The 22,829-nt window shown below is 73.0% G+C and carries 21 protein-coding genes; 13 read left to right on the forward strand and 8 right to left on the reverse strand.

What is annotated here, in order from left to right; translation table 11 throughout:
* Window positions 1-109: 109 nt before the first annotated feature.
* Together ABD976_RS27380 and ABD976_RS27385 are read left to right on the forward strand one after the other, a co-directional pair.
* Complete coding sequence (locus ABD976_RS27380; RefSeq protein WP_345367971.1) at window positions 110-841, forward strand: TetR/AcrR family transcriptional regulator; 732 nt, start codon at window positions 110-112, stop codon at window positions 839-841.
* Between the two features lie 412 nt (window positions 842-1,253).
* Window positions 1,254-2,207: a coiled-coil domain-containing protein gene (locus ABD976_RS27385; RefSeq protein WP_345367972.1), complete on the forward strand. Its 954-nt coding sequence runs from the start codon at window positions 1,254-1,256 to the stop codon at window positions 2,205-2,207.
* Window positions 2,208-2,305: 98 nt separating this feature from the next.
* Here the strand turns inward: ABD976_RS27385 and ABD976_RS27390 are convergent, their stop codons facing one another.
* The 3 genes from ABD976_RS27390 to ABD976_RS27400 form a co-directional block, all read right to left on the reverse strand.
* Entirely contained in the window at window positions 2,306-3,415 is a 1,110-nt protein-coding gene (locus tag ABD976_RS27390; RefSeq protein ID WP_345367973.1) for an acyltransferase family protein, read from the reverse strand.
* Window positions 3,416-3,512: 97 nt separating this feature from the next.
* Window positions 3,513-4,211, reverse strand: a complete 699-nt coding sequence (locus tag ABD976_RS27395) for a response regulator (protein WP_345367974.1) — start codon at window positions 4,209-4,211, stop codon at window positions 3,513-3,515.
* Window positions 4,208-5,797, reverse strand: coding sequence for a sensor histidine kinase (locus tag ABD976_RS27400; RefSeq protein WP_345367975.1), 1,590 nt, complete (start codon window positions 5,795-5,797; stop codon window positions 4,208-4,210). Before ABD976_RS27400 ends, ABD976_RS27395 begins: the two co-directional genes overlap by 4 nt.
* A 202-nt stretch (window positions 5,798-5,999) precedes the next feature.
* Here ABD976_RS27400 and ABD976_RS27405 point away from each other — a divergent pair, with 202 nt between their 5' ends.
* From ABD976_RS27405 to ABD976_RS27415, 3 genes are read left to right on the forward strand one after another with little or no spacing between them, the layout of a single operon-like run.
* Entirely contained in the window at window positions 6,000-6,986 is a 987-nt protein-coding gene (locus ABD976_RS27405; RefSeq protein ID WP_345368033.1) for a Bug family tripartite tricarboxylate transporter substrate binding protein, read from the forward strand.
* Window positions 6,983-7,519, forward strand: coding sequence for a tripartite tricarboxylate transporter TctB family protein (locus ABD976_RS27410; protein ID WP_345367976.1), 537 nt, complete (start codon window positions 6,983-6,985; stop codon window positions 7,517-7,519). The genes ABD976_RS27405 and ABD976_RS27410 overlap by 4 nt, the downstream gene beginning before the upstream one ends.
* Window positions 7,520-7,571: 52 nt before the next feature.
* Window positions 7,572-9,032: a tripartite tricarboxylate transporter permease gene (locus ABD976_RS27415; protein ID WP_345368034.1), complete on the forward strand. Its 1,461-nt coding sequence runs from the start codon at window positions 7,572-7,574 to the stop codon at window positions 9,030-9,032.
* Window positions 9,033-9,127: 95 nt separating this feature from the next.
* Here ABD976_RS27415 and ABD976_RS27420 read toward each other — a convergent pair whose 3' ends face one another.
* Window positions 9,128-9,493, reverse strand: a complete 366-nt coding sequence (locus ABD976_RS27420) for a VOC family protein (RefSeq protein WP_345367978.1) — start codon at window positions 9,491-9,493, stop codon at window positions 9,128-9,130.
* A gap of 92 nt (window positions 9,494-9,585) precedes the next feature.
* Here ABD976_RS27420 and ABD976_RS27425 point away from each other — a divergent pair, with 92 nt between their 5' ends.
* Window positions 9,586-10,527 (forward strand): helix-turn-helix transcriptional regulator, encoded by a 942-nt coding sequence (locus tag ABD976_RS27425; protein WP_345368035.1) that lies wholly within the window; start codon window positions 9,586-9,588, stop codon window positions 10,525-10,527.
* Here ABD976_RS27425 and ABD976_RS27430 read toward each other — a convergent pair.
* The gene (locus tag ABD976_RS27430) at window positions 10,524-11,336 is read right to left on the reverse strand and encodes an SAM-dependent methyltransferase (protein ID WP_345367979.1); all 813 of its coding nucleotides are present in this window, start codon (window positions 11,334-11,336) and stop codon (window positions 10,524-10,526) included. The two genes, ABD976_RS27425 and ABD976_RS27430, sit on opposite strands and share 4 nt — an antisense overlap.
* 200 nt (window positions 11,337-11,536) lie before the next feature.
* Between ABD976_RS27430 and ABD976_RS27435 the strand changes: the two genes are divergently transcribed.
* Complete coding sequence (locus tag ABD976_RS27435; protein WP_345367980.1) at window positions 11,537-12,280, forward strand: MerR family transcriptional regulator; 744 nt, start codon at window positions 11,537-11,539, stop codon at window positions 12,278-12,280.
* Window positions 12,281-12,326: 46 nt separating this feature from the next.
* Here the strand turns inward: ABD976_RS27435 and ABD976_RS27440 are convergent, their stop codons facing one another.
* A complete protein-coding gene (locus ABD976_RS27440; protein ID WP_345367981.1) occupies window positions 12,327-14,720 on the reverse strand; it encodes a Tex family protein in 2,394 nt (797 codons plus the stop codon).
* Window positions 14,721-14,917: 197 nt separating this feature from the next.
* Here ABD976_RS27440 and ABD976_RS27445 point away from each other — a divergent pair, with 197 nt between their 5' ends.
* From ABD976_RS27445 to ABD976_RS27465, 5 genes are all read left to right on the forward strand, one after another.
* Window positions 14,918-15,946: a tripartite tricarboxylate transporter substrate binding protein gene (locus tag ABD976_RS27445; RefSeq protein ID WP_345367982.1), complete on the forward strand. Its 1,029-nt coding sequence runs from the start codon at window positions 14,918-14,920 to the stop codon at window positions 15,944-15,946.
* A 5-nt stretch (window positions 15,947-15,951) separates the two neighbouring features.
* On the forward strand, window positions 15,952-16,419 hold the full coding sequence (locus ABD976_RS27450; RefSeq protein WP_345367983.1) for a tripartite tricarboxylate transporter TctB family protein: 468 nt from the start codon (window positions 15,952-15,954) through the stop codon (window positions 16,417-16,419).
* Between the two features lie 19 nt (window positions 16,420-16,438).
* Window positions 16,439-17,929 carry a tripartite tricarboxylate transporter permease gene (locus ABD976_RS27455; RefSeq protein ID WP_345367984.1) on the forward strand — a complete coding sequence of 497 codons (1,491 nt, stop codon included), beginning with the start codon at window positions 16,439-16,441 and terminating at the stop codon, window positions 17,927-17,929.
* A gap of 359 nt (window positions 17,930-18,288) precedes the next feature.
* A complete protein-coding gene (locus tag ABD976_RS27460; protein WP_345367985.1) occupies window positions 18,289-19,440 on the forward strand; it encodes a lysozyme in 1,152 nt (383 codons plus the stop codon).
* Window positions 19,441-19,611: 171 nt separating this feature from the next.
* Complete coding sequence (locus ABD976_RS27465) at window positions 19,612-19,851, forward strand: hypothetical protein (RefSeq protein WP_345367986.1); 240 nt, start codon at window positions 19,612-19,614, stop codon at window positions 19,849-19,851.
* Between the two features lie 339 nt (window positions 19,852-20,190).
* Here ABD976_RS27465 and ABD976_RS27470 read toward each other — a convergent pair whose 3' ends face one another.
* Window positions 20,191-21,039: an alpha/beta fold hydrolase gene (locus ABD976_RS27470; protein ID WP_345367987.1), complete on the reverse strand. Its 849-nt coding sequence runs from the start codon at window positions 21,037-21,039 to the stop codon at window positions 20,191-20,193.
* 111 nt (window positions 21,040-21,150) lie between these two features.
* On the opposite strand from ABD976_RS27470, the gene ABD976_RS27475 reads away from it, so the two are divergent.
* On the forward strand, window positions 21,151-22,185 hold the full coding sequence (locus ABD976_RS27475; RefSeq protein WP_345368036.1) for an FAD-dependent oxidoreductase: 1,035 nt from the start codon (window positions 21,151-21,153) through the stop codon (window positions 22,183-22,185).
* Here the strand turns inward: ABD976_RS27475 and kstR are convergent.
* Window positions 22,182-22,817: a cholesterol catabolism transcriptional regulator KstR gene (gene kstR / locus ABD976_RS27480; protein ID WP_345367988.1), complete on the reverse strand. Its 636-nt coding sequence runs from the start codon at window positions 22,815-22,817 to the stop codon at window positions 22,182-22,184. The genes ABD976_RS27475 and kstR overlap by 4 nt on opposite strands.
* Between the last annotated feature and the right edge of the window lie 12 nt (window positions 22,818-22,829).

Here is a 22,829-nt window from a genome sequence, read left to right on the forward strand (position 1 = left end):
GGTCGGCGATCTCGGCCGAATCCCTGCGCAGTGCCGGAAAGGACCCTAACACCGTTGTTGTACAGATGTACATCATCGGATGCACATTGTTCCGAATGGTGTTCGGATTTTGCGCTCTGAACTGCGCAAACGCGAGGCGGGTGACGTGCACCGCATCGTCGTGACCACCCGGCGTGGCAGGCTGTCCGGGGACCGGGATCCGAGCGCCGAACGGGAGGCACCGCAGCACATGTCGATCACGCCATCGGCCGCCCGCGAGGACAGCACCGGGTCCGGCCGCACCGCCGCCGCGGGAGCGGCCGGCAAGGCGCAGGGCAAGGGCCCGGCCCGGCGGGAGCGGATCGCCCGCGCCGCCATCGACGTGGTCGCCGAGCGCGGGCTCGACAAGCTGACGCACCGCGCGGTGGCCGCCCAGGCCGGCGTGCCGCTGGGCTCCACCACCTACTACTTCCGGACCCTCGACGACCTGCTCGCGATGGCGCTGCGGCAGGCCGCCGCCGACGACGTCGCGCACATCCGGCGCTGGGCCACCACCCTCGGTGGCGGCGACTTCGTCGGCGCGCTGGCCGACCTGGTGCTGCACTACCTCGGCCCGGCGCGGTCGCAGACCGCCGTGCAGCACGAGCTCTACCTCGCCGCGCTGCACCGCCCGGCGCTGCGCCACGTCAGCCAGGAGTGGGACGCCGAGCTCGCCGAGCTGTTCACCGCGCACACCGACGCGGTCACCGGCCGGGCGCTGTCCGCGGCGTTCTGCGGGCTGCTGCTGCAAGGCGTGGTGCGCGAATCGGTCCCCGCGCGCGAGGAGGTCGAGCAGGTCTTCCGCCGCGTGCTGGGTGCGTGACCGGATCCGGCGCGGTGGGGCCGGTGCTCTTGATCGCGGGCCGTTCGTGCGGGATGGTGTGATTGCGGCGTTCTTCCCGTTTCCCCGCGGCGTGACCCGGGGGCGGCGACCCGGGGACGGCGACCCGGGGGCGGCGACCCGGGACGGCGAGTCGTCCTGTTCGACCGGACCTGGTGTACGACCGGTCAACTTCCGATGTCCCCTCGATTGCGCGGCTTCCCGGACAGTTGATCTCCGAGGTGTGCGCGGTGGACAATGGCGCCAGCGATCCGTGCGCACCACGCGCCGGTGGCCGCCCGCCGGTCCGTCCCGGTGGAGCACCGCAGCGCGTTTCCCGGTGCGCGACGGACCTTGCCGCGTCGGGGCGTGGCTCGCTCCCAGCACTGAAGATCAACTCGAGCGGGGTGAGACCGTGGGCTACAACGAAGATCGTGAACTCGTGCCGCTGAAGGCGGATTTCGACGGCGTCTGGTGGGGATACCGCCGGTCGCAGGTGAAGTTCTACGTCCAGCAGACCGAGGCCGAGCTGCAACTGCTCGCCGAGGACCGCGATTCCGCGCTGAGCCAGGTCGCCGACCTGTCCGCTCAGCTCGACCAGGCCCGGGCCGAGGTCGAAGCGCTCAAGCAGCAGCTCGACGAGCAGGCCAGGACGCCGATCGAGGAGTCCGCGCTGTCCGACCGGTTGCGCCGGATGGTCCGGCTGGCCCAGGACGAGGCCTCCGACGTCGTCGCCGCGGCCAAGTCCGCCGCCGAGCACGAGTGGGCCCGCTCCCAGCAGTCGGCGGTGGAGCTGCGGACCCGCTACGAGAACCTGGTCGCCGAGGCCGACGAGTGGCGCCAGCGGACCGAGGAGCAGCGCACCGAGGTGCTCGCCCGGACCCGCGACGAGGTCCAGCAGATGGCCCGCGAGGCCGAGGAGCAGCGCAAGCGGCTCGACGTGGTCGCCGAGAGCCGCCGCACCCAGATCGAACAGGACTTCGAGATCTCCATCGCGGCGCGCCGGGAGGAGGCGCTGCGGGTGCAGGCCGAGCGCGAGCGCAACAGCCGCGCCCAGGCGCAGCGCCGCCTCGCCGAGGCCAACGCCGAGGCCGAGCGGCGGATCCGCCGGGCCGACGAGTACGCCGACACCATGCTGCGGATGCGCCGGGACCTCGCCGAGCGGGTCCGCCAGGCCCAGCAGGTGCTCACCGCGGCCGAACCGTTCCTCGCCGCCACCGAGGCGGGGCAGGCCGACGGCGCTTCCGACGAGTACGTCGAGGCGGTCGTGCACGGCGATGAGGTGCCGGTCGACGACGTCCCGGTCCCCCGGCAGCGGCACGAGGAACCGCTGCCGCAGGACTCGGGCGTGGCCGCGACCACGTCCTGAACCCGGGTCGGGGGCGGGCGCGATGGCGTCCGCCCCCACCGCGGCGCCGGTCCGTGCCGTGCGAGCCGCTCAGCGGCTCCTGAGGGCTTCCCCGCAGGTCAGGCCTGCTTGCGGGCCGCCAGCCGGTCGTAGCCGTGCATCAGGAACCGGTGCGTCGGACGTTCCACCACGCGGGTCAGCGCCCAGCCCAGCACCACGCCGGTGACCAGCATCGCGGCGGTCTGCAGCGTGGGCCCGACGCCGACGTCCTGGAGCTTGCGGGAGACGATGTAGCCGACGGTCTGGTGCATCAGGAACACGCCGTAGGAGATCCCCGCGAACCAGGTGATCCGCCCGGCCAGCCAGGTCGGCACCACCCGGTTCCAGTCCGGCCCGTAGGCGGTGATCGCCACCACGAGCATCCCGATGCAGACGCCGACGGTGGAGCCCCAGTCGGCGACCAGGCCTTCCGGCGTCTCGGCGTAGTTGTGCAGCGCTTGGCCGGTCATGCAGGCCGCCAGCAGCGCGCCGAAGTGCCCGAGGCCGATCCGGCGGGTGGACCACAGCCAGATGGCCACGCCCACCACGAACAGGTGCCAGCGGTGCATCCCGATGCCGTCGACGATCGTGCGGTACAGCTCCGGCGGGTCCGACACGCGCAGCGGCCACTGGGCGATCGGCAGCAGCACCGCCACCCACAGCACCGCCCGGATGCGGCGCCCGTGCCCCCAGGCGGACTTGAACAGCAGCGCCGCCACCGTGAAGCCCATGAGCTGCAGCGGCACCGTCCAGTGCGAGCCGTCGATGAAGTAGTGCTCGCCCGGGTTCCAGTTCCACAGCATGAGCAGGTTCGCGGCCAGCTCGCTGTAGGTGGGGTGGAACCAGCCGTCGATCGCCGCCCAGCGCATCACCGCGAAGATGACGACCACCGCGCCGATGAACGGCGGCAGGAGCCTGGCCATCCGCCCCCACCAGTAGCGCAGCATCGTGCCCCGCCCGATCGTCACGCAGGCGAAGTAGGCCGAGATGACCAGCAGCAGGCTGGCGCCGACCTGCCACGGGAAGACGAGGGTGCGCGGGGCGAGCTCCGGGTGCAGGTACGTGCTCAGGTACGTGGAGTGGTAGACCATGACCAGGATCACGCACAGGCTGCGGACCAGGTCCCAGCTGATCTTGCGGGTCCGCTTGCCCGAGGTGGTGGAGGCGCGCAGCGTCGATGTCTCGGGCACGTTCTCACGTTACCAGGGTGAATTGTCCAGATGCCGCAGCGGTTCCGGGCGCGGTGGCGGTCGCCACCGTGATCAGGTGAGACGGGCTCACCGGGGCTCAGGGCAGCCAGCGGTAGCGGCGTTCCGGACGGCCGGTGCCGCCGTAGCGCAGGCGGACCTCGGCCCGCCCGGTGTCGGCGAAGTGCTCCAGGTACTTGCGGGCGCTGACCCGGGACAGCTCGCTGGCGTCGGCGCACTCCGCCGCCGAGAGGTCGCCGCCCGCCTCGCCGGCCTGCCGCAGGATGCGCTCCACCACCTCGGCGGTCTCGGTCGCCAGGCCCTTCGGGGGCGCCGACGCCGCCCGGCTCCGCGAGCCGAACAGCTGGTCGACGTCCTGCTGCGCCGCGGGGGAGTCGCCGGGCAGCGCGCTGAGCCGCTGGTGCAGCGCGCGGAAGTGCTCGAGCTGGTCGCGCAGCGCCTCGTAGCTGAACGGTTTGATCAGGTAGTGCAGTGCGCCGCCGCGGACCGCGCCGCGCACCGTGTCCAGGTCCCGAGCGGCGCTGATCACCAGCACGTCGGGGTCGGCCGAGGGGCGCGCGGTGCTGCCCCGCAGCTCGCGCAGCACGGCCAGGCCGTCGAGGTCGGGCAGGTAGATGTCGAGCAGCACCAGCTCGGGGCGCAGCTCGTCGACCATCCGGAGCGCGTCGCCGCCGGTGTTCGCGATGCCGACCACCTCGAACCCCGGCACCCGCGCCACGTACCCGCTGTGGATCTTCGCCACCATGAAGTCGTCGTCGACCACCAGCACCTTGATCACCTCGTCGCCTCCCCGACCTCGTGCGCGCCGACCGGCAACCGCGCCGTGAACACCGCCCCGTGCGCGTTGTGCACGTGCACCGACCCGCCCCGCCGGTGGCAGGTCTGCCTGGTCAGCGCCAGCCCCAGCCCGCGCTGGCCGTCCCGGGCCGCCTTGGTGGTGAACCCGTGCGAGAAGACCTCCTCGACGATCTCCGCCGCGACCCCCGGCCCGGAGTCGCGCACCACCACCACGACCTCGTCGCGGTGGCGCACGTCCACCTCCACCCAGCGCTGCGCGCCGGTGGTGCCCTCCAGCGCGTCCAGCGCGTTGTCCACCAGGTTGCCCAGGACGGTCACCAGGTCGGCGGAGAGCTGCTCGTCGATGGTGGGCAGGTGGCTGCCCTCGTGCAGCCGCAGCCCGACGCCCTTCTCGGCGGCCAGGCTGGCCTTGGCCACCAGCAGCGCCGCCGTCGCCGGGTCGTGGACCCGGGCGCTGATCTCGGCCTGCCACTGCTGCCGGGTGTGGCTGACCCGGTCGACGTAGCGGGCCAGCTCCTCGTGCTCGCCGAGCTCGATCAGGCCGGCGATGGTGTGCAGCCGGTTGCTGAACTCGTGCGCCTGCGCCCGCAGCGTTTCGGTGGTGTCCCGGTGCGCCTCCAGCTCCCGCTGCAGGTCGGCGAGCTCGGTGCGGTCGCGCATGGTCACCACCGCCCCGACCGAGGAGATCGGCATCCGGTTGAGCACCACCACCCGGCCGCGCCGGAGCACGATCTGGTCCACCCCGTCGGTGCGCCCGGTGAGCACGTCGCGGGCCCGGTCGTTGAGGTCGAGCGAGTCGATGTCGCGCCCCAGGCAGTCCTCGGGCAGCGCGAGCAGCGTCCGCGCCTGGTCGTTGACCAGCGTGATCCGGTTCTGCTGGTCCACGCCGAGGACGCCTTCCCGGACGCCGTGCAGCAGCGCCTCGCGGTGCTCGACGAGCCGGGTGATCTCCTGCGGCTCCAGCCCGAGCGTCTGCCGCTTGACCCGGCGGGCCAGCAGCACCGACCCGGCGACCCCGAGCACGGTGGCGAAGGCCAGCAGCGCCATCGGGTTCTCCGGAGCCTCCCGCACGCCCTGCAGCAGGTCCGGGGTGGCCCGCCCGGCCGAGACGACGCCGATGATCCGGGCGTCGCGGGAGATCACCGGCACCTGGGCGACCAGCGAGTCGACGCCGTCCGCGGTGATCTCGCCGATCCAGGCCCGCCCGTCCAGCGCGGTGCTCTCCCCGAGGGGCAGCGGCCTGCCGCGCTGCGACGGATCGGGCGAGGTGAGCACGATGCCCCGGCCGTCGGCGATGACCACCTCGTCGGCGCCGGAGAGGCTGCGGGCGCTCTCGGCGAAGGTGGGCAGCGCGTCCCGCCCGTAGGGGTCGGCCAGCGCCACCCGGACGCCGTGGGTGGAGGCCACGTCCTCGGCCACCGACAGCAGCTTGCGGCCCTCGGTGGCGCGGAACGACGCGGCGCTCTGGGTCACCGAGAACACCGCGATCGAGGCCAGCAGCACGAAGATGATCACGAGCTGCCAGCGCAGGAGCTGGCGGGAGAGCGGACCGCGGCTGCCGAGCACTGCTGACCTCCCTCCGGCGCTGGTCGGGCACGCAGCACGGTAACCGCGCCGCCGGCCGGTGCCGCACCGGAGGTCGGCCGCGGCATTCCTTACGCAACGAACAAAAGGTTCGTTAGCTGCACAAGGGAGACAACGCGCACCACCGCTGTGCAGCATGACCCAGCTCACTGTTCCCACCATCAACGGAGAGGCGGGGTTGTCCGTGCGCCTGCGCAGCGCGCTCGCATCGGCCGCAGCGGTGCTGCTGGTCCTGCTGGTGCCACCCCTGATCAGCAGCGGTTCCGACGGGGCCGCCAGCGCCCAGCTCCGCGGCCTGCGGATGCTGGTGCCCAACTCGCCCGGCGGCGGGTACGACATCACGGCCCGGACCGCGGTCAAGGCCATGGAGGACAACGACCTCGCCGGCGGCGTCGAGGTGTTCAACCTGCCCGGGGCGGGCGGCACCGTGGGGCTCGGCCGGGTCGTCAACGAAGCGGGCAACGGCAAGCTCGCGATGTCCATGGGCCTCGGCGTGGTCGGCAGCGTCTACACCAACCACTCGCCGGTGTCGTTGCAGGACACCACGCCGATCGCGAAGCTCGTCGAGGAACCCGAGGTCGTCGTGGTGGGCAAGGACTCGCCCTACCGCAGCCTCGACCAGCTCCTCGCGGCGTGGAAGGAGCGGCCCGGGGAGGTCCCGGTCGGCGGCGGCTCCTCGCCCGGCGGCCCCGACCACCTGGCGCCGATGCTCATGGCCAAGGCGATCGGCCTGCCCCCGACCGAGGTCAGCTACGTGCCCTTCGACGGCGGCGGGGAACTGCTCGCCTCCGTGCTCGGCGGCAAGGTCGCCTTCGGCGTCTCCGGCATCGGCGAGTACCGGGACCAGATCGAGGCCGGGGAGTTGCGGGTGCTGGGCGTGACCGGCGCCAAGCGCATCCCGGGCGTGGACGCCCCGACGCTGACCGAGGCCGGGGTGGACGTCCAGTTCACCAACTGGCGCGGCGTCGTGGCGCCACCCGGGCTGTCCGAGGAGGAGCGGACCCGGCTCATCGAGCTGTTCACCGCGATGCACGACACGCCGGAGTGGCGGGAGGCGCTGGTCCGCAACGGCTGGGACGACGCGTTCCAGCCGGGCCCGGAGTTCGGCGAGTTCCTGCGCCAGGAGAACGACCGGGTCGCCTCGGTCCTGGAGGAGTTGGGGCTGGCATGAGCACGACCGAAACCCCGGCGGCCGAGGAGCCGCGCTCGGCGCGGCGGTGGCTGCGGGAGCACTCCGAGCTGGGCGTGTGCCTGCTGCTGGCGGTGCTGGGCGCGTTGGTGATCGCCGACGCCGCCACCATAAGCACCGATTTCACCCAGCGCGGCCCGATCGGGCCGAAGACGGTGCCCTACCTGGTCGGCGGGCTGCTGCTGGTGGTGGCGGCGCTGCTGGCCCGCGACGTGCTGCGCGGCGGTCGCGGCGAGTCGGAGAGCGGCGAGGACGTCGACCTGTCCGCGCCGAGCGACTGGCGCACCGTGCTGCTGCTCAGCGCGGCGTTCCTGGCCAACGCGGCGCTGATCGGCATCATCGGCTTCCCGCTGTCCGGGATGATCCTGTTCTGGGGCTGCGCGTACGCCCTGGGCAGCCGCAACCCGGTGCGCGATCCGCTGATCGCCGCCGCGCTGTCGCTGCTGACCTACGTGGCCTTCAACCACCTGCTCGGTGTTCCCCTGCCCGGTGGTCCGCTGATGGGGGTGCTCTGACGTGGAATCGTTGTCCCTGCTGATCGAGGGGTTCGGCACCGCGCTGAGCCCGATGAACCTGGTGTGGGCGGCGCTCGGCGTGCTGCTGGGCACCGCGATCGGGGTGCTGCCGGGCATCGGTCCGGCGATGGCGGTGGCGCTGCTGCTGCCGGTGACCTACGCCCTGGAACCGACGGCGGCGTTCATCATGTTCGCCGGGATCTACTTCGGCGGGATGTTCGGCGGCTCGACCACCTCGATCCTGCTGAACACGCCGGGGGAGAGCGCGGCCGTGGTGGCCGCCATCGACGGCAACCCGATGGCCCGCAAGGGACGGGGCGCGCAGGCGCTGGCGGCCGCGGCGATCGGGCACTTCGTCGGCGCGATCGTCGGCATCACGCTGCTGGCCCTGCTGGCCCCGACGGTGGCGTCGCTGGCGGTGAACATCGGTGCGCCGGACTACCTGGCGATCATGGTGCTGGCGTTCATCGCGGTGACCTCGGTGCTGGGCAAGTCGCGGGTGCGGGGTTTCGCCTCGTTGCTCATCGGCCTGACCATCGGTCTGATCGGGCTGGACGAGATGACCGGCCAGCAGCGGCTCACCTTCGGCGTCCTGCACCTGGCCGACGGGGTCGACGTGGTGATCGTCGCGGTCGGTCTGTTCGCCATCGGTGAGTCGCTGTGGGTGGCCGCGCACCTGCGCCGCACCTCCGGCCAGGCCATCCCGGTGGGCCGGCCGTGGCTGGGCGCCGCGGACGTCAAGCGGGCGTGGAAGCCGTGGCTGCGCGGTCCGGTGATCGGCTTCCCGTTCGGGGCGATCCCGGCGGGCGGGGCGGAGATCCCGACGTTCCTGTCCTACGTGGCGGAGCGGCGGCTGTCCCGGCACCGCGACGAGTTCGGCAAGGGCGCCATCGAAGGCGTGGCGGGCCCGGAGGCCACCGCGAGCGCCTCGGCGGCGGGCACCATGGTGTCGATGCTGACCCTGGGGCTGCCTACCACGGCGGTGGCCGCGGTGATGCTGGCGGCGTTCCAGCAGTACGGCATCCAGCCCGGTCCGCTGCTGTTCGAACGCGAATCGGACCTGGTGTGGGCGCTGATCGCGAGCATGTTCATCGGTTCGGTGCTGCTGCTGGTGCTCAACCTGCCGCTGGCGCCGGTGTGGGCGAAGTTGCTGCAGATCCCGCGGCCGTACCTGTACGCGGGCATCCTGTTCTTCGCCAGCGTCGGTGCCTACGCGGTCGGCGGTTCCGCGCTGGACCTGCTGCTGCTGTTCATCATCGGCCTGATCGGGTTCGCGATGCGCCGCTACGGGCTGCCGGTGCTGCCCGCGATCATCGCGGTGATCCTGGGGCCGACCGCCGAGCAGCAGATGCGCCGCGCGCTGCAGATCAGCAACGGTGAGCTGACCGGCCTGGTCAACACGCCGTTCGCGATCACCGTCTACTCGGTGGTGGCGTTGATCCTGCTCTGGCCGCTGCTCGCCCGGCTGCTGCCGCGGCGCGCCGCCGAGGACCGCGAGCGCGTCGACGCCTGATCGTCGCCCGGCGGGAAGTCCCCCGCTCGCCGGACGATCCCGGTGCCCCGTGCCGATTCGAGCCCCAGCGGCCGAACGGCGCGGGGCACCGGTGCTCAGTCGACCGGTGCCACGCGGATCAGGTTCCCGTCCGGGTCGGCGACGACGAAGGTGCGGCCGAACACCTCGTCGTGCGGCTCCACGACGACCTCCACGCCCATCGCGCACCAGGTCCGGAACTGCGCGTCGATCGCGCCGGGGCCGCCGGGCAGCGCCAGGCACACCTCGCCGGTCCGGCGGGAGCCCGGCAGCGGGACGTCGGCCGCGCCGCTCCAGAGGGCGAGTTGGACGCCGCCGCCGAGGTCGAACGCGATGAACCTCGGGGTCTCGAAGTCGGGCGCCATGTCGAACAGGTCCGCGTAGAAGCGGGCGGACGCGACGGCGTCGGACACGTGGACGATGAACATGGTGGGCTTGGGCACGGTTGCCTCCTCGGTCGGTGTGCCGCGGACGGGGCGAGCGTGGCCGCCAAGCCCGACAGGATCCGGCATGTTCGCGTGGAATCGTGGTGACCATGACTCCGGACCGCTTCTTCGCCCTGCTGCTGGCCTTGCGGAGCCGCGCGACCACGACCACCGCCGACCTGGCCGAACAGGTGGGTGTGTCGGTGCGGACCGTGCTCCGGGACCTGCGGTGGTTGCAGGAGGCGGGCTTGCCGGTGCTCGTCCGCCGGGGCAGGTGGGGCGGGGTGACGTTGCTGCCGGGTGGCTCGCTGGACACCTCCCGGCTCACCCCGGACGAGCGCGATCACCTCGCCCTCACCGGGCTCGACGCCGAACAGGCGGACCAACTCGGTGCCGCCTCCGGGAGCAGGCGAGCCCGGGGCAAGGTCGCGAATCGACGACCGGTGGCCGACGTGCTGCCGCTCAGCGCGGTCGTCACGACGGACAACCGGCCCTGGTTCGGGCCGGCGGCCGGCGGCGTCGCCCCCAGCGCGCTGATCGGCGAGGTCCGCCGGGGTGTCCGCCTGCGCCTCCACTACCGCCGGTCGCGGGAGGACGAACCGGTGTGGCAGCTCGTCGATCCCTACGGGCTGCTGGCCAAAGGCGGCAGGTGGTACCTGGTGGCCGACCGCGCCGGAGTTCCCCGGTTGTACTCGCTGGAACGGCTGGCCGACTGGCGCGCTACCCGAGCACCTCGGCGGCTACGACCGGGAGCGACGCTGGCCCGGGTCGCGGCGGAGCTCTCCGCTCGTTGGGAAGCGGCGGGCGAGCTGCGCGTCCACGCCGTGCTCGGTTCCCGCCAGGTCGACCGTGCCAAGCGCCTCCTCGGCACCCGGCTCATGATCCACCCGTCCGCGGGCGGCGACCAGGTGGACATCACGGTGGCCTGCCGCGAGCTGGAGGACGTGCGCCAGCTCCTGCAGTTCGCGGACGACATCGAGGTGACCGCTCCCGAGGAAGCGCGCGAGCGGCTCCGGGAGCTCGCCGCGCTGACCCTCCGGCAGTACCGCTAGGGCACCCGCGCCAGGCAGGCGTAGAGGCCGCTGGGTTCGGCCTCCTCGGTGCGGCCCTCCCGCCACCGGGCGACGTCGACGACCTCCGGCGGCAGCAGCTCGGTCCCGGCGTGCGCCAGCCAGTGCCGCAGTTCGTCGGGATGGCGCAGGTGGATCGGGTTCGCGCTGGCCCGGTAGGCGCGGGCGGCCTGCCGCGCGGAGTCGGGGAGGTGGACGTCGGTGGAGTGCGACAGCGCGATGAGGCTGCCCGGTGCGAGCCGGCGGCGGTACTCCCGCAGCAGCTCGGCCGGACCGTCCTCGTCGCGGACGAAGTGCAGCACCGCGATCGCCAGCAGGGCCACCGGGCGGGACAGGTCCAGCACCTCGCGCACGCCGGGCGCCCCGCAGACCTCGTCGACCTGCCGCAGGTCGGCGTGCGTGACGGTGGCGCCCACGACGTCGCGGAGCAGGTGCCGGGAGTGCGCCACCGCCACCGCTTCGTGGTCCACGTAGGCGACCCGGGCGCCCGGGTCGCGGCGCAGCGCGATCTCGTGCACGTTGCCGACCGTCGGGATTCCCGAACCGAGGTCGAGGAACTGGGTGATGCCGCGGGCCAGGGACAGGTGCACGATCCGGCGCAGGAACGAGCGGTTGGCCTGCGCCGCCGCCGGTAGTGAGGGGTACGCCCGGATCGCCTCGTCGGCCAGCGCCCGGTCGACCGCGAAGTTGTGCGCGCCGCCCAGGTAGTAGTCGTACATCCGGGCCGCGTTGGGGCGGTCCAGGTCGATGCCGTCGAGGTCCGGGGTGGGGAGAACCGGTTCGCGCGCCATGATCGTCCCTCCGCCGGGGGACCCCAGACTAGCGACCGGGGGGCGCTTTTGGCGACCCGGTGGGGCCGGGTGGACCGGTGGCGGCCGGGTCCGCAGTGGACCCGGGACCGGCGGTGCGCGGCCGGTGCGGTCCACAGCGGACCGGGTGCGCGGCGCTCGGTCGCGGGCGTTCACCGATCGGGCGAACTAGACTTCGCGGAGTGGCGGACTACCGGATCGACGACCTCGCCGGCGCGGCCGGTACCACGGCGCGCAACGTGCGCGTGTACCAGGACCGCGGGTTGCTGCCACCGCCGCGCCGGGAGGGCCGCGCGGCCGTGTACTCCGACGCCCACCTGGTCCGGCTCCGCGTCATCATCAACATGTTGGAACGCGGGTACGCCTTCGCCCAGATCAGGGAGATGATCACGGCGTGGGAGTCGGGCCGCAGCCTCGGCGACGTGCTGGGCCTGGAGGAGGTCGTCGGGGCGTCGTGGGCCGAGGAAGCGCCCCGCGCGGTGTCCGCCGCCGAGCTCGCCGCGCTGTTCGGCGACCAGCTCACCCCGGCGAACCTCACCCGCGCGGCCGGGCTCGGGCTCCTGGAACGGCGCGGGAACCGCTTCGTCGCGCCGAACCCGCAGCTCCTCGAAGCGGGGGCCGAACTCGTGGCGCTCGGCGTCCCGCTGCCCGAGGTGCTGGACCTGGCCGAGCACCTCCAGCACGACGTCGACCACGTCGCGGGCCTGCTGGTGCAGGTGTTCCGCAGGCACGTCCTGGAACCGGCGGCGACCGGGGCGGCGGAGCTCCCGTACTACACCGACGTGCTGCAGCGGCTCCGCCCGCTGGTGATGTCGGCGCTGCACGCGGCCGCCGCCCGCTCGGCCGAGCGGGTGATCCCCGAGGTCCTCGGCGATCGGCTGGTCGCCCTGCTCGACGACACCGGCGAATCCGGCCGGGCTTCCTGACGGCGCCGCGCTGCCCGCCCGGCGGGACCGGGCGGGCAGCGCCGGATCAGCCGCCGAACCCGGCGCGGCGCAGCGCGTCGGCGAGCGCGCCGGTGGGGGCCTGACCGCCACCGCGCTTCTGCTGCCCCCGGCCCTGGCCGCCCTTGCCTTGACCGCCCTTGCCTTGACCCCCGCGACCCTGGCCGCCGTTGCCCTGGCCGCCCTTGCCTTGGCGCTGGCCGTCCCGGCCCCGGCCGCGATCGCCTTCGCCGCCACCGGTCGGGACCTCGTCGTCCAGCCGCAGCGTCAGCGAGATGCGCTTGCGCTGGGTGTCCACGTCGAGGACCTTGACCTTGACCACGTCACCGGACTTGACCACGTCGTGCGGGTCGTTGACGAAGTTCTTCGACATCGCGGAGACGTGCACCAGGCCGTCCTGGTGCACCCCGACGTCGACGAACGCCCCGAAGGCCGCGACGTTGGTGACCACGCCCTCCAGCGTCATGCCGGGGGAGAGGTCGGCGATCTTCTCCACGCCCTCGGCGAAGGTCGCGGTCTGGAACGACGGACGCGGGTCGCGGCCGGGCTTGTCCAGCTCGCCCAGGATGTCGGTCACCGTCGGCAGCCCGAAGGTGTCGTCGACGAACTCCGCGGGGTCCAGGGACTTCAGCGCCCGGCTGTTGCCGATCAGCGAACCGATCCCGCTGCCGGTGCGCTCCAGGATGCGGTGCACCACCGGGTAGGCCTCCGGGTGCACCGCGGAGGAGTCCAGCGGGTCGTCCCCGTCGGGGATGCGCAGGAAGCCGGCGCACTGCTCGAAGGACTTGGGCCCGAGCCGGGAGACGTCCTTGAGGGCGGTGCGGTGGCGGAACGGGCCGTTGCTGTCGCGGTGCAGCACGATGTTGTCCGCCAGCCCCTCGCTGATCCCGGAGACGCGGGTCAGCAGCGGGGCCGACGCGGTGTTGACGTCGACGCCGACGGCGTTCACCGCGTCCTCGACCACCGCGTCCAGCGACCGGGACAGCTTCGCCTCGGACACGTCGTGCTGGTACTGGCCGACGCCGATCGACTTCGGGTCGATCTTGACCAGCTCGGCCAGCGGGTCCTGCAACCGCCGGGCGATGGACACCGCGCCGCGCAGCGACACGTCCAGGTCCGGCAGTTCGCGGGAGGCGTAGGCCGAGGCCGAGTACACCGAGGCCCCGGCTTCCGAGACCGAGATCTTGGTGAGCCCCAGGGCGGGGTTGCGCTTGATCAGCTCGGCCGCCAGCCGGTCGGTCTCGCGGGAGGCCGTGCCGTTGCCGATGGCGATGAGCTCGACGCCGTGCTGCTGGGCGAGCGCGGCCAGCGCGGTCAGCGCCTCGTCCCAGCGGGCCTGCGGCTTGTGCGGGTGGATCGTGTCGGTGGCCACCACCTTGCCGGTGCCGTCCACGACCGCGACCTTGACCCCGGTGCGGTAGCCGGGGTCGAGGCCCATCGTCGCGCGCGAGCCGGCGGGCGCGGCGAGCAGGATGTCGCGCAGGTTCGCGGCGAACACCCGGACGGCCTCGTCCTCGGCCTGCTGCCGCAACCGCAGCCGCAGGTCCACGCTCAGCCGGGTCAGCACCCTGGTCCGCCAGGTCCAGCGGACCACGTCCGACAGCCAGCGGTCCGCCGCCCGGCCCTGGTCGGCGATCCCGTTGCGCTGGGCGATGCGCTGCTCGTACTCGGTCGGTCCCGGGGGCTGCTCGGCGCCGTCGTCGGGCTCCAGGGAGAGTTCGAGGATCTCCTCGTTCTCGCCGCGCAGCAGCGCCAGCACGCGGTGCGACGGCAGCTCCGGGTAGGCCTCGGCGAACTCGAAGTAGTCCGCGAACTTGGCGCCCTCGTCCTCCTTGCCCGCGCGCACCGCGGAGACCAGCCGGCCGCGCGACCACATCCGCTCGCGCAGCTCGCCGATCAGGTCGGCGTCCTCGGAGAACCGCTCGACCAGGATCGAGCGCGCGCCCTCCAGCGCGGCGGTGGCGTCGGCCACCCCGGCGTCGGCGTCGACGAACTCCGCCGCGGTGGCCTGCGGGTCCTGGTCGGGATCGGCCAGCAGCCGGTCGGCCAGCGGTTGCAGCCCGGCCTCGATGGCGATCTGGGCCTTGGTGCGGCGCTTGGGCTTGTACGGGAGGTAGATGTCCTCCAGGCGGGCCTTGGAGTCCGCGGCGAGGATCTGCGCCTCCAGCGCCTCGTCGAGCTTGCCCTGGGAGCGGATCGACTCCAGCACCGTCGTGCGCCGCTCGTCGAGCTCGCGCAGGTAGCGCAGCCGCTCTTCGAGCGTGCGGAGCTGCGCGTCGTCGAGCGCCCCGGTCACCTCCTTGCGGTAGCGGGCGATGAACGGCACGGTCGCTCCGCCGTCGAGCAGTTCGACCGCGGCCTGCACCTGCCGCTCGCGGACGTCCAGCTCCTCGGCGATCTTCTGGTGAACGGATGTCGTCACGATGCTGATCGGCCTTCTCCCTGATCTTCGCCAGTCCGGGCTGCATTCTGCCGGAGCGCTCCGCGCCCGGTCCGGCCGGACGTGCGTCGGCGTGTCCGACCCGTGGCGCCCACGAGTTGTCCTGTGACCCTTGTCTCGTACTGCATATCGATGTATACAGCTGTGGCCAATGACGGTGCGGGTGAACGGGGAACCGGATGCAGCGACGAGGCCCGACGGCGGGGACGTTCGCCGCGCGCTGGCGCGGAGCCGTCCCGTGGCTGGTGGCGGTGCTGGCCACGGCGGCCGTGGTGGCCACCGCCCCGGCGGCGGACACCGGCGGCTCGACCGCGCGGCAGGTCCTCGGCGGTGAGCAGCTCCGGATCATGGCCCCGGCCTCGCCCGGTGGGGGCTGGGACCAGACCTCCCGCGAGATGCAGAGCGCGCTGCGCGACCTGATCGGCCGCTCCGAGGTCTACAACGTCAGCGGCGCGGGCGGCACCATCGGCCTGAGCCAGTTCCTGCGCCACCGCGGGGACCCGAGCCAGCTCATGGCCACCGGCCTGATCATGATCGGCGCGGTGGGCACCAACGGCACCCCGCACGACGTGTCCGAGACGACCCCGCTGCTGCGGCTGACCACCGACTTCCAGGTCGTCGTGGTGCCCGCGGACTCGCCGATCCGGGACCTCGACGGCCTGGTCGCCGCGATGCGCGCCGATCTGCCCGGGGTGTCCATCGCGGGCGGTTCGGCGGGCGGCGCCGAGCACATCCTCGCCGGGCTGATGGCCCAGGCGATCGGCGGTGACCCGGCGCGGATCAGCTACGTGGCCCACTCCGGGGGCGGCGAGATGCTGAGCACCGTGCTCTCCGGCCGCGCCACCGCGGGCATCTCCGGGTTCTCCGAGATCCTGCCGCAGATCGAGGCGGGCAGCGTGCGCGCGCTCGCGGTCTCCAGCGCGCGGCGGCTGCCGGGCCTGCCGGACGTGCCGACGCTGCGCGAGGGCGGCGTCGACGTGGAGCTGGAGAACTGGCGCGGGGTGGTGGCCCCGCCGGGCATCACCGCGCAGGAGGAGCGGGCCCTGGAGGAACTGCTGGTGGAGATGACCCGCACGCCCCGCTGGCAGGAGGCCCTGCGCCGCCGGGGCTGGGGCGACGCGACGTTGGCCGGCCCGGAGTTCGAGGAGTTCGTCCGCGCCGAGCAGGAGCGGGTGAACCGCATCCTCGACGAGATCGGATTGGGGTGAGCGGGGTGGCGGAGCCGGATCGGCGCACCGCGACGGCCTGCTTCGGCGGCCTGCTGCTGGTGGGCGCGGTGCTGCTGGTGGTGGACGGGATGCGGTTGCGGGGCGCGGCTCCCGGCGCGGTGCTGGGGCCCGAGGCCGTCCCGCTGGCCGTCGGCGTGCTGCTGGGCGTGGTCGGGGCGGCGCTGCTGGTGCGCGCGCTGCGGACCCCGCCCGGTGCGGCGGCGGAGACCTCCGGGCGGTCGTGGCTGCGGGTGTCGGCCCTGGTGGCCGTGCTGGTGGCCTTCGCCTTCCTGCTCGGCGTGCTCGGCTTCGTGGTCAGCGCGACCGGCCTGTTCGTCGCGGCGGCGCTGCTGCTCGGCGCGCCGCACCCGCTGCGGGTGGTCGGCTACGGCTGGGCGCTGGCCGCTCTCGTGTTCCTGGTCTTCGACCGGCTGATCGGGCTGTCGCTGCCCGCCGGCCCCTGGGGTTTCTGAGTCATGGGGGGTTGCTGACGTGAACGGGTGGGAACTGCTCCTCGACGGGTTCGCCGCCGCGCTGACGCCCGGGCACCTGCTCTGGGCGCTGGTCGGCGTCACCATCGGCACGGCCGTGGGCGTGCTGCCCGGCATCGGCCCGGCGCTGACCGTCGCGCTGCTGCTGCCGGTCACCTTCCGGCTCGACGCCTCCAGCGCGCTGATCCTGTTCGCCGGCATCTACTACGGCGGCATGTACGGCGGCTCGACCACCTCCATCCTGCTGAACACGCCGGGGGAGAGCGCCTCGATGGTCTCCGCGCTGGAGGGGCACCGGATGGCCCGCTCCGGGCGGGCGGCGGCGGCCCTGGCCACCGCCGCGCTGGGCAGCTTCGTGGCGGGCACGATCGGCACGATCGGGCTGACCTTCCTCGCCCCGGTGGTGGCCGACTTCGCCACCGGCTTCGGCCCGCCCGAGTACGTCGCGCTGATGGCCGTGGCGTTCGTGACGGTGAGCGCACTGCTCGGCCCGGACCTGCTCAAGGGCATCGCGAGCCTGGTCACCGGCCTGGCGGTGGGGTTGGTCGGCATCGACTCGCAGACCGGGGCGCCGCGCCTGGTGTTCGGGGTCGACCCGCTGCTGGACGGCATCGACGTGGTGATCGTGGTCATCGCGCTGTTCGCGCTCGCCGAGGCGTTCGGGCACGTGCTCGCGGGCACCGGCGGCAGCACCGTGGAGCCGGTGCGCGACCGGGTGGTGCTCTCCCGCGCGGACCTGCGCCGCTCCTGGCCCGCCTGGCTGCGCGGCACCGCGCTGGGCTTCCCCATCGGCAGCCTGCCCGCCGGGGGTGCCGAGGTCCCGACGTTCCTGAGCTACAGCGTCGAGAAGAAGCTGACCCGGCATCCCGAGGAGTTCGGGCACGGGGCCATCGAGGGCGTCGCCGGGCCGGAGGCGGCCAACAACGCGGCCTCGGCCGGGGTGCTGGTCCCGCTGCTGACCATCGGCCTGCCCACCTCGGCGACGGCGGCGGTCATGCTCACCGCGTTCCAGTCCTACGGGTTGCAGCCGGGGCCGCAGCTGTTCGAGGAGTCCGGACCGCTGGTGTGGACGCTCATCGCCAGCCTGTACGTGGGCAACGTGATGCTGCTGGTGCTGAACCTGCCGCTGGTGCGGTTGTGGGCGCGGCTGCTGACGATCCCGGCCTACGGCATCTACGCCGGGGTGCTGGTGTTCGCCGCGCTGGGCACCTGGGCCGCCGGGGGGACCACCGCCGACCTGCTGGTGCTGTGCGGGCTGGGGCTGCTCGGGCTGCTGATGCGGCAGGCGGGCGTCCCGGTGGCCCCGGCGGTGGTGGGCCTGATCCTCGGGCCGATCGCCGAGCAGCAGCTGCGCCGGGCCCTGACGTTGTCCGAGGGCGATCCGGCGATCCTGATCTCCAGCCCCGTGACCGGGGTGCTCTGGGCGGTCGCGGCGCTGGCCCTGGCCGCGGCGCTGCTCGCCCCGGTGCTGCGGCGCACGCGGCGGGAGTGACCGGCGGGGCCGGTGGGGCGCCACCGGCCGTCGCGCAGGGTGACGGCGACACGGACGGGTGGCCAGCCGGTCACGCGCTGTGCAGATGACCTCCACCGGCGTCGTTTCCGCCGGTGGAGGGGGGTGCGCCGGGCGCGGAGCGGAGGTTAGACTTTCGTTGCCCTCATCAAGGAACGGCCCGGATCCGGGCCGATTGCTACTCGTCGTGACGAGATGACTCTCCGACGTAGCCCGATGGGTCCAATCTCCGTCCAATCTAGGTATCCGGGTAGGTAGGAACCGCGATGCCGGTCAACGCTCCGTGCCGGAGTGTGGGTCCCGTGAGACCTGAGGACCCCGATCAGAAGAGATCCCCCGAAATGAACTCCGATCGACAGGACGAGATGCAGAACCGCAGGTGGGACACCGCCGACAACGCGATTCGCTCCGCGGTGGATCGTGTTCGTCCGGCGGCGGACCGGATCGGCGCGTGGCTGGCCCCGTTCATCCAGCGCGTGCTCCAGTTCCTGGCCCCGTTGATCAATCGCATCAAGGAAACCCCGGCCGCTCGGCGCCTCCGGGAGAGGGTCGCGCCGCGCGTGCAGGAAGCCCGGGAGAAGCTCCCCGAAGGCAACCGGACCCGCTCGATGCAGCTCGGTGCCGCGGTCGCGGCGGTCGGCGTCGTCGGCCTCGTGATCGGCTCGGCGACCTCCGGTCCGTCGCAGTACCAGGTGGACCAGGCCGCGCAGAGCGGTCGCATCCCGGCAGCCTCCCCGGTGACCCCCGAGCAGGTGGAGGCCGCCCGCGAGCAGGGCGTCGACGCCAAGCCGGAGCAGTTGGCCGCGGCTGCGGAGAAGAAGCAGCAGAACCAGCAGCCCGAGCCGCTGGCCCCGGTCGGCCCGCCCGTCGAGGGCATCGACGTGTCCAACCACAACGGCACGAACATCGACTGGAACAAGGTCGCCGCGGACGGCAAGAAGTTCACCTTCGTGCTCGCCACCGACGGCACCAGCTTCACCAACCCGCAGTACGACGCCCAGTACCACGGCGCGAAGGACGCCGGTCTGATCGCCGGTGCCTACCACTTCGCCCGTCCCGGTTCCTCCTCGGCGGAGGAGCAGGCCAACCGCTTCCTGGACACCATCGACTACCGCAACGACGGCAAGACCCTGCCGCCGGTGCTGGACCTCGAGGTGGACCCGAAGTCGGGCGGCTGCTACGGCAAGTCCGTGTCCGAGATGCAGCAGTGGACCCAGACCTTCAACGACGTGGTGAAGGACCGGACCGGCAAGGACCCGATCATCTACGCCAACCCGTCCTTCTGGAAGCAGTGCATGGGCAGCTCCGACTTCTCGGACCACGCCCTGTGGCTGGCCTCCTACGGCGTTGACGAGCCGACCGTCCCGACCGGCTTCGAGGACTGGGACTTCTGGCAGTACACCGACAAGGGCAAGGTTGCCGGGATCGACGGCAGCACTGACCTCAACCAGTTCCAGCACGGCATCGAGCGCCTGAAGCAGCTCGCGAGCTGACCGGAACGAACCCCCGGAGCGGGCCGCCTGCACGACGCGGGCGGCCCGCTTCGTCGTGCGCGGGTGCGATGGCGCTCACCGGCAGGTCAGGACCAAAGCCCTGGTAGCGGTGCGACGCCACCGGTGCACCCTGAATCCAGTTCCTGTTCCCGAGACCCCGAGGAGGCCACCGTGGACGACGAGACCTTGCTGCCGGTCCTGACCGCGCTCGAATCCGCGGAGGCGCTGCGCCGGGACCTCGACGTAGCCGAGGCCGAGGACGACCGCGGCCGGATCAGGCAGGAAGTGGAGCGGTTGCGGCACTGGCTGCGGGTCAGCGACCAGGGCCGCGAGGAGTACGCCGCGCTGCTCGACGGGCTGGGTGCCTACGCGGATGAGGTGGACAAGAACCTACAAAGCAGCGGCGCCTGAGGGGCGATGGTTTTGGACTCGCTTTGCGGGGCGGTGCGGGTGGCGGAACCTCAGCTGCCTTCTCGCTCCGGGCGCCCTTCTTGATGTATGCCAATACACGGCATCAGGGCGTCCTCGCGAGAAGACAGCTGAGAACCCGCGGCGGTGCAAGTTGCGAGGGTGGGGTAGTGCGGGAAGCGGCTCGCGCCGCTTGCCTGACGATGGTTCCGGGTCGCGCGTGCGTTCGCCGGAAGCGGCTGGCGCCGCTTGCCTGGCGGTGGTTGCTGGTGGCGCGTGCGTAGTGCGGAAGCGGCTTTGCCGCTTGCCTGATGGTGGTTCCGTTCGGCGCGTGCGTGGTGCTCATCGTTGTGCGGTGGTGGTGTTGAGCCAGGGGATGAGGATGGGCAGCACGGCTTCGGCCTGCATGGCGGCCATGTGGTCCGCGTCGGGGACGGTGGTGACGGTCCAGCCCCGGGCCTCCAGCTCCTCCCGGTGCCGGAGGAGGGCGTCGGCGATCACGACCCGGGCGTCGTCCCACCTCGGTCCGTAGCTGATGGTGTCGCGTTCCCCGGCGAAGACCAGCCGCGCCGCGGTGAGCCGGTCCAGGGCCGCGCGCTCGTCGAAGTCGCGGAGGGACTCGTAGAGCGTCACGTACTGCCGGGTCTGCTCCGGGCCGCGGGTGACCTCGACCGACTCCCAGTCACCGGGCCGGGCCTGCGCCCCGGGCGGTCGCGCGTCGTCGCCCAGCGCGATGCGGTGGGTGGCGCGGGTGACCGCGAGCATCGCCGGGTAGGGCCCGTCGAGCGGCGGGAAGCCGCCCATCGCGAGCGCGGTCAGGCGGTCGGTGCGCAGCGCGAGCTGCAGGCCCGCGAGGGCGAGCCAGGAGTAGCCGTAGTAGGCGAACCGGTCGGCTCCGGCGGCGTCGGCGATGGCCAGCAGGTCGGCGGCGACGGTCGTGGCGGTGAGGGTGTCCGGTTTGGGGTGGGCGGCCAGGTGGCCCTCGTAGTCGGCGGCCACGACGCGGAAACCGGCGTCGGCGAGCCCGGTGACGAGGGTGTGGCCGAGGTTCGGATCGGCGCCCCAGGCGCGCATCTGCTCGGCGGTCGGGCCGGTCACGACCTCGGTCCTGGCGGGGACGAGGACGGTGGGGCCCGCGCCGGTGGTGGTCACCTCGACGGTCGCGCCGTCGTGCAGTCGAGCTGGTGGCATGGCAGCACCTTACGCCGTAAGCAGATGTGTCCCGGGCCCGGTCCGCGAAATTCGGTCGCGTCGGCCGGGGGTGGCTTGCTTCGATGGTCGCGGGAGGAGGGACCGTTGCGGGTGCTGATCAACGGGGCGGGCATCGCCGGCCTCGCGCTGGCCTGGTGGCTGGAGCGGGATGGCCACGACGTCGTGCTCCTCGAACGCGCCGAGCCCGGGCGCGCGGCCGGGTACATGGTCGACTGCCAGGGCGACGGCTACGACGCGGTGGACCGGATGGGCCTGCTCCCGCGGCTGCGCCGCCACGCCTTCACCCTGTCCGCGCTGGTGTACCACGATCCCGGTGGTGCGGTGCGGGAAGTCTTGCCCAGCGACGAGGTCGCGACGGAACGGCTGATCTCGCTCATGCGCGGCGACCTCGAAGGCGCGCTGCGCGAGGACCTGCGCGGCGGCGACCTCCGGTTCGGCGTCGGGGTGGACCGGCTCGACGACGAGGGCGACCGCCTCGCCGCGGTGCTGACCGACGGCGGCGTCGAACGCGCGGACCTGCTCGTCGGCGCCGACGGCTTCCGCTCGCGGGTGCGCGGGCTCCTCTTCGGGCCCGCGCGGCACTGCGTGCGCGAACTCGGCTTCCACGCCGCCGCGTATTCGTTCACCGATGCCGGCCTCGCCCGGAGCCTGGACGGGGCGATGCACCTGGTGGACGCGCCCGGGCTGCAGGCAGGCGGCTACCCGGTGACCGGGGACGACGTGAGCACGCTGTTCATCCACCGGGCCCCGCCCGCGACGCCGCGCCCGGAGGACCCGCGGCGCGAGCTGCGCGCGCGCTACGGCCACCTCGGCTGGCTGGTGCCGGAGCTGCTCGACCGCTGCCCGCCGCCTGCGGCGGTGCACTACGACGCGGTGGCCCAGATCGAGCTTCCTGCCTGGCACCGGGGGCGTGCGGTGCTCGTCGGCGACGCCTGCCAGGCGATGTCGCTGCTGTCCGGGCAGGGCGCCGGGATGGCGCTGGCCGGAGCCGCCGCGCTCGCGGACGAACTGCGCCGGGACGTGCCGGTCGGCACCGCGCTGGCCCGCTACGAGCGGCGCCTGCGGCCCCGGGTGCGGGAGTTGCAGGCCGAGGCCCGGGCCACGGCCGAGGAGTTCGTGCCCTAACCCGGAGTTCCCCGCTCCGGGGGCGAGCGGACCAGCAGCAGGCGGGCGGTCAGCTCCAGCCGGTTCGCCACGTCCGAGGCCGAGGCGCGCCGGGTCACCCAGCCGACCAGGTTCGACAGCCACACGTCGCCGATGACCCGGGCGATCGACCGCTGCTCCTCGGTCGGTTCCGCCTCGGTCATCGCGCGGGTGAACAGCCGCTCGACCAGCCCGGCCACCGCGTCCACCTCCGGTGAGGCGGAGGTGTCGGCGAACATGAACGCGCGGGTCATCGCCTCGGTGAGCTGCGGGCTGCGCTGCAGCGCGCGGGTGGTGCGCCCGAGCACGTGCAGCACCCGCTCGTAGGCGTCCTCGCCGGGGATCCTGGTGCGGCCGAGCTTGTCGGCGGTGCGTTCCAGCTCCCGGGCCAGCCCGCTGACCAGCAGGTGCACCTTCGACGGGAAGTAGCGGTACAGCGTCCCCAGCGCCACGTCCGCGTTCTCGGCCACCGCGCGCATCTGCACCGCGTCGTAGCCGCCCTTGGCGGCCAGCGCCAGCGTGGCGTCGAGGATCCGCTCGCGGCGCCTGCTCTGCGCGGTCGACCCTTCGTCGGCGTGCAGCGTCCGCAGGGCGCCGCGCGTGGAGGCGTCCATCCGGCACCCCCT

The sequence above is a fragment of the Saccharopolyspora cebuensis genome (genome assembly GCF_039542665.1).
GTDB lineage: Bacteria > Actinomycetota > Actinomycetes > Mycobacteriales > Pseudonocardiaceae > Saccharopolyspora > Saccharopolyspora cebuensis.

Excerpts from the sequence above, each read along its gene's own strand:
- ABD976_RS27430 (WP_345367979.1), bottom strand. The coding sequence starts at position 11,336 with ATGGCGCGCGAACCGGTTCTCCCCACCCCGGACCTCGACGGCATCGAC.
- ABD976_RS27460 (WP_345367985.1), top strand. The coding sequence starts at position 18,289 with ATGAACTCCGATCGACAGGACGAGATGCAGAACCGCAGGTGGGACACC.
- kstR (WP_345367988.1), bottom strand. The coding sequence starts at position 22,817 with ATGGACGCCTCCACGCGCGGCGCCCTGCGGACGCTGCACGCCGACGAA.
- ABD976_RS27425 (WP_345368035.1), top strand. The coding sequence starts at position 9,586 with ATGACTCCGGACCGCTTCTTCGCCCTGCTGCTGGCCTTGCGGAGCCGC.
- ABD976_RS27445 (WP_345367982.1), top strand. The coding sequence starts at position 14,918 with ATGCAGCGACGAGGCCCGACGGCGGGGACGTTCGCCGCGCGCTGGCGC.
- ABD976_RS27470 (WP_345367987.1), bottom strand. The coding sequence starts at position 21,039 with ATGCCACCAGCTCGACTGCACGACGGCGCGACCGTCGAGGTGACCACC.
- ABD976_RS27410 (WP_345367976.1), top strand. The coding sequence starts at position 6,983 with ATGAGCACGACCGAAACCCCGGCGGCCGAGGAGCCGCGCTCGGCGCGG.
- ABD976_RS27415 (WP_345368034.1), top strand. The coding sequence starts at position 7,572 with ATGAACCTGGTGTGGGCGGCGCTCGGCGTGCTGCTGGGCACCGCGATC.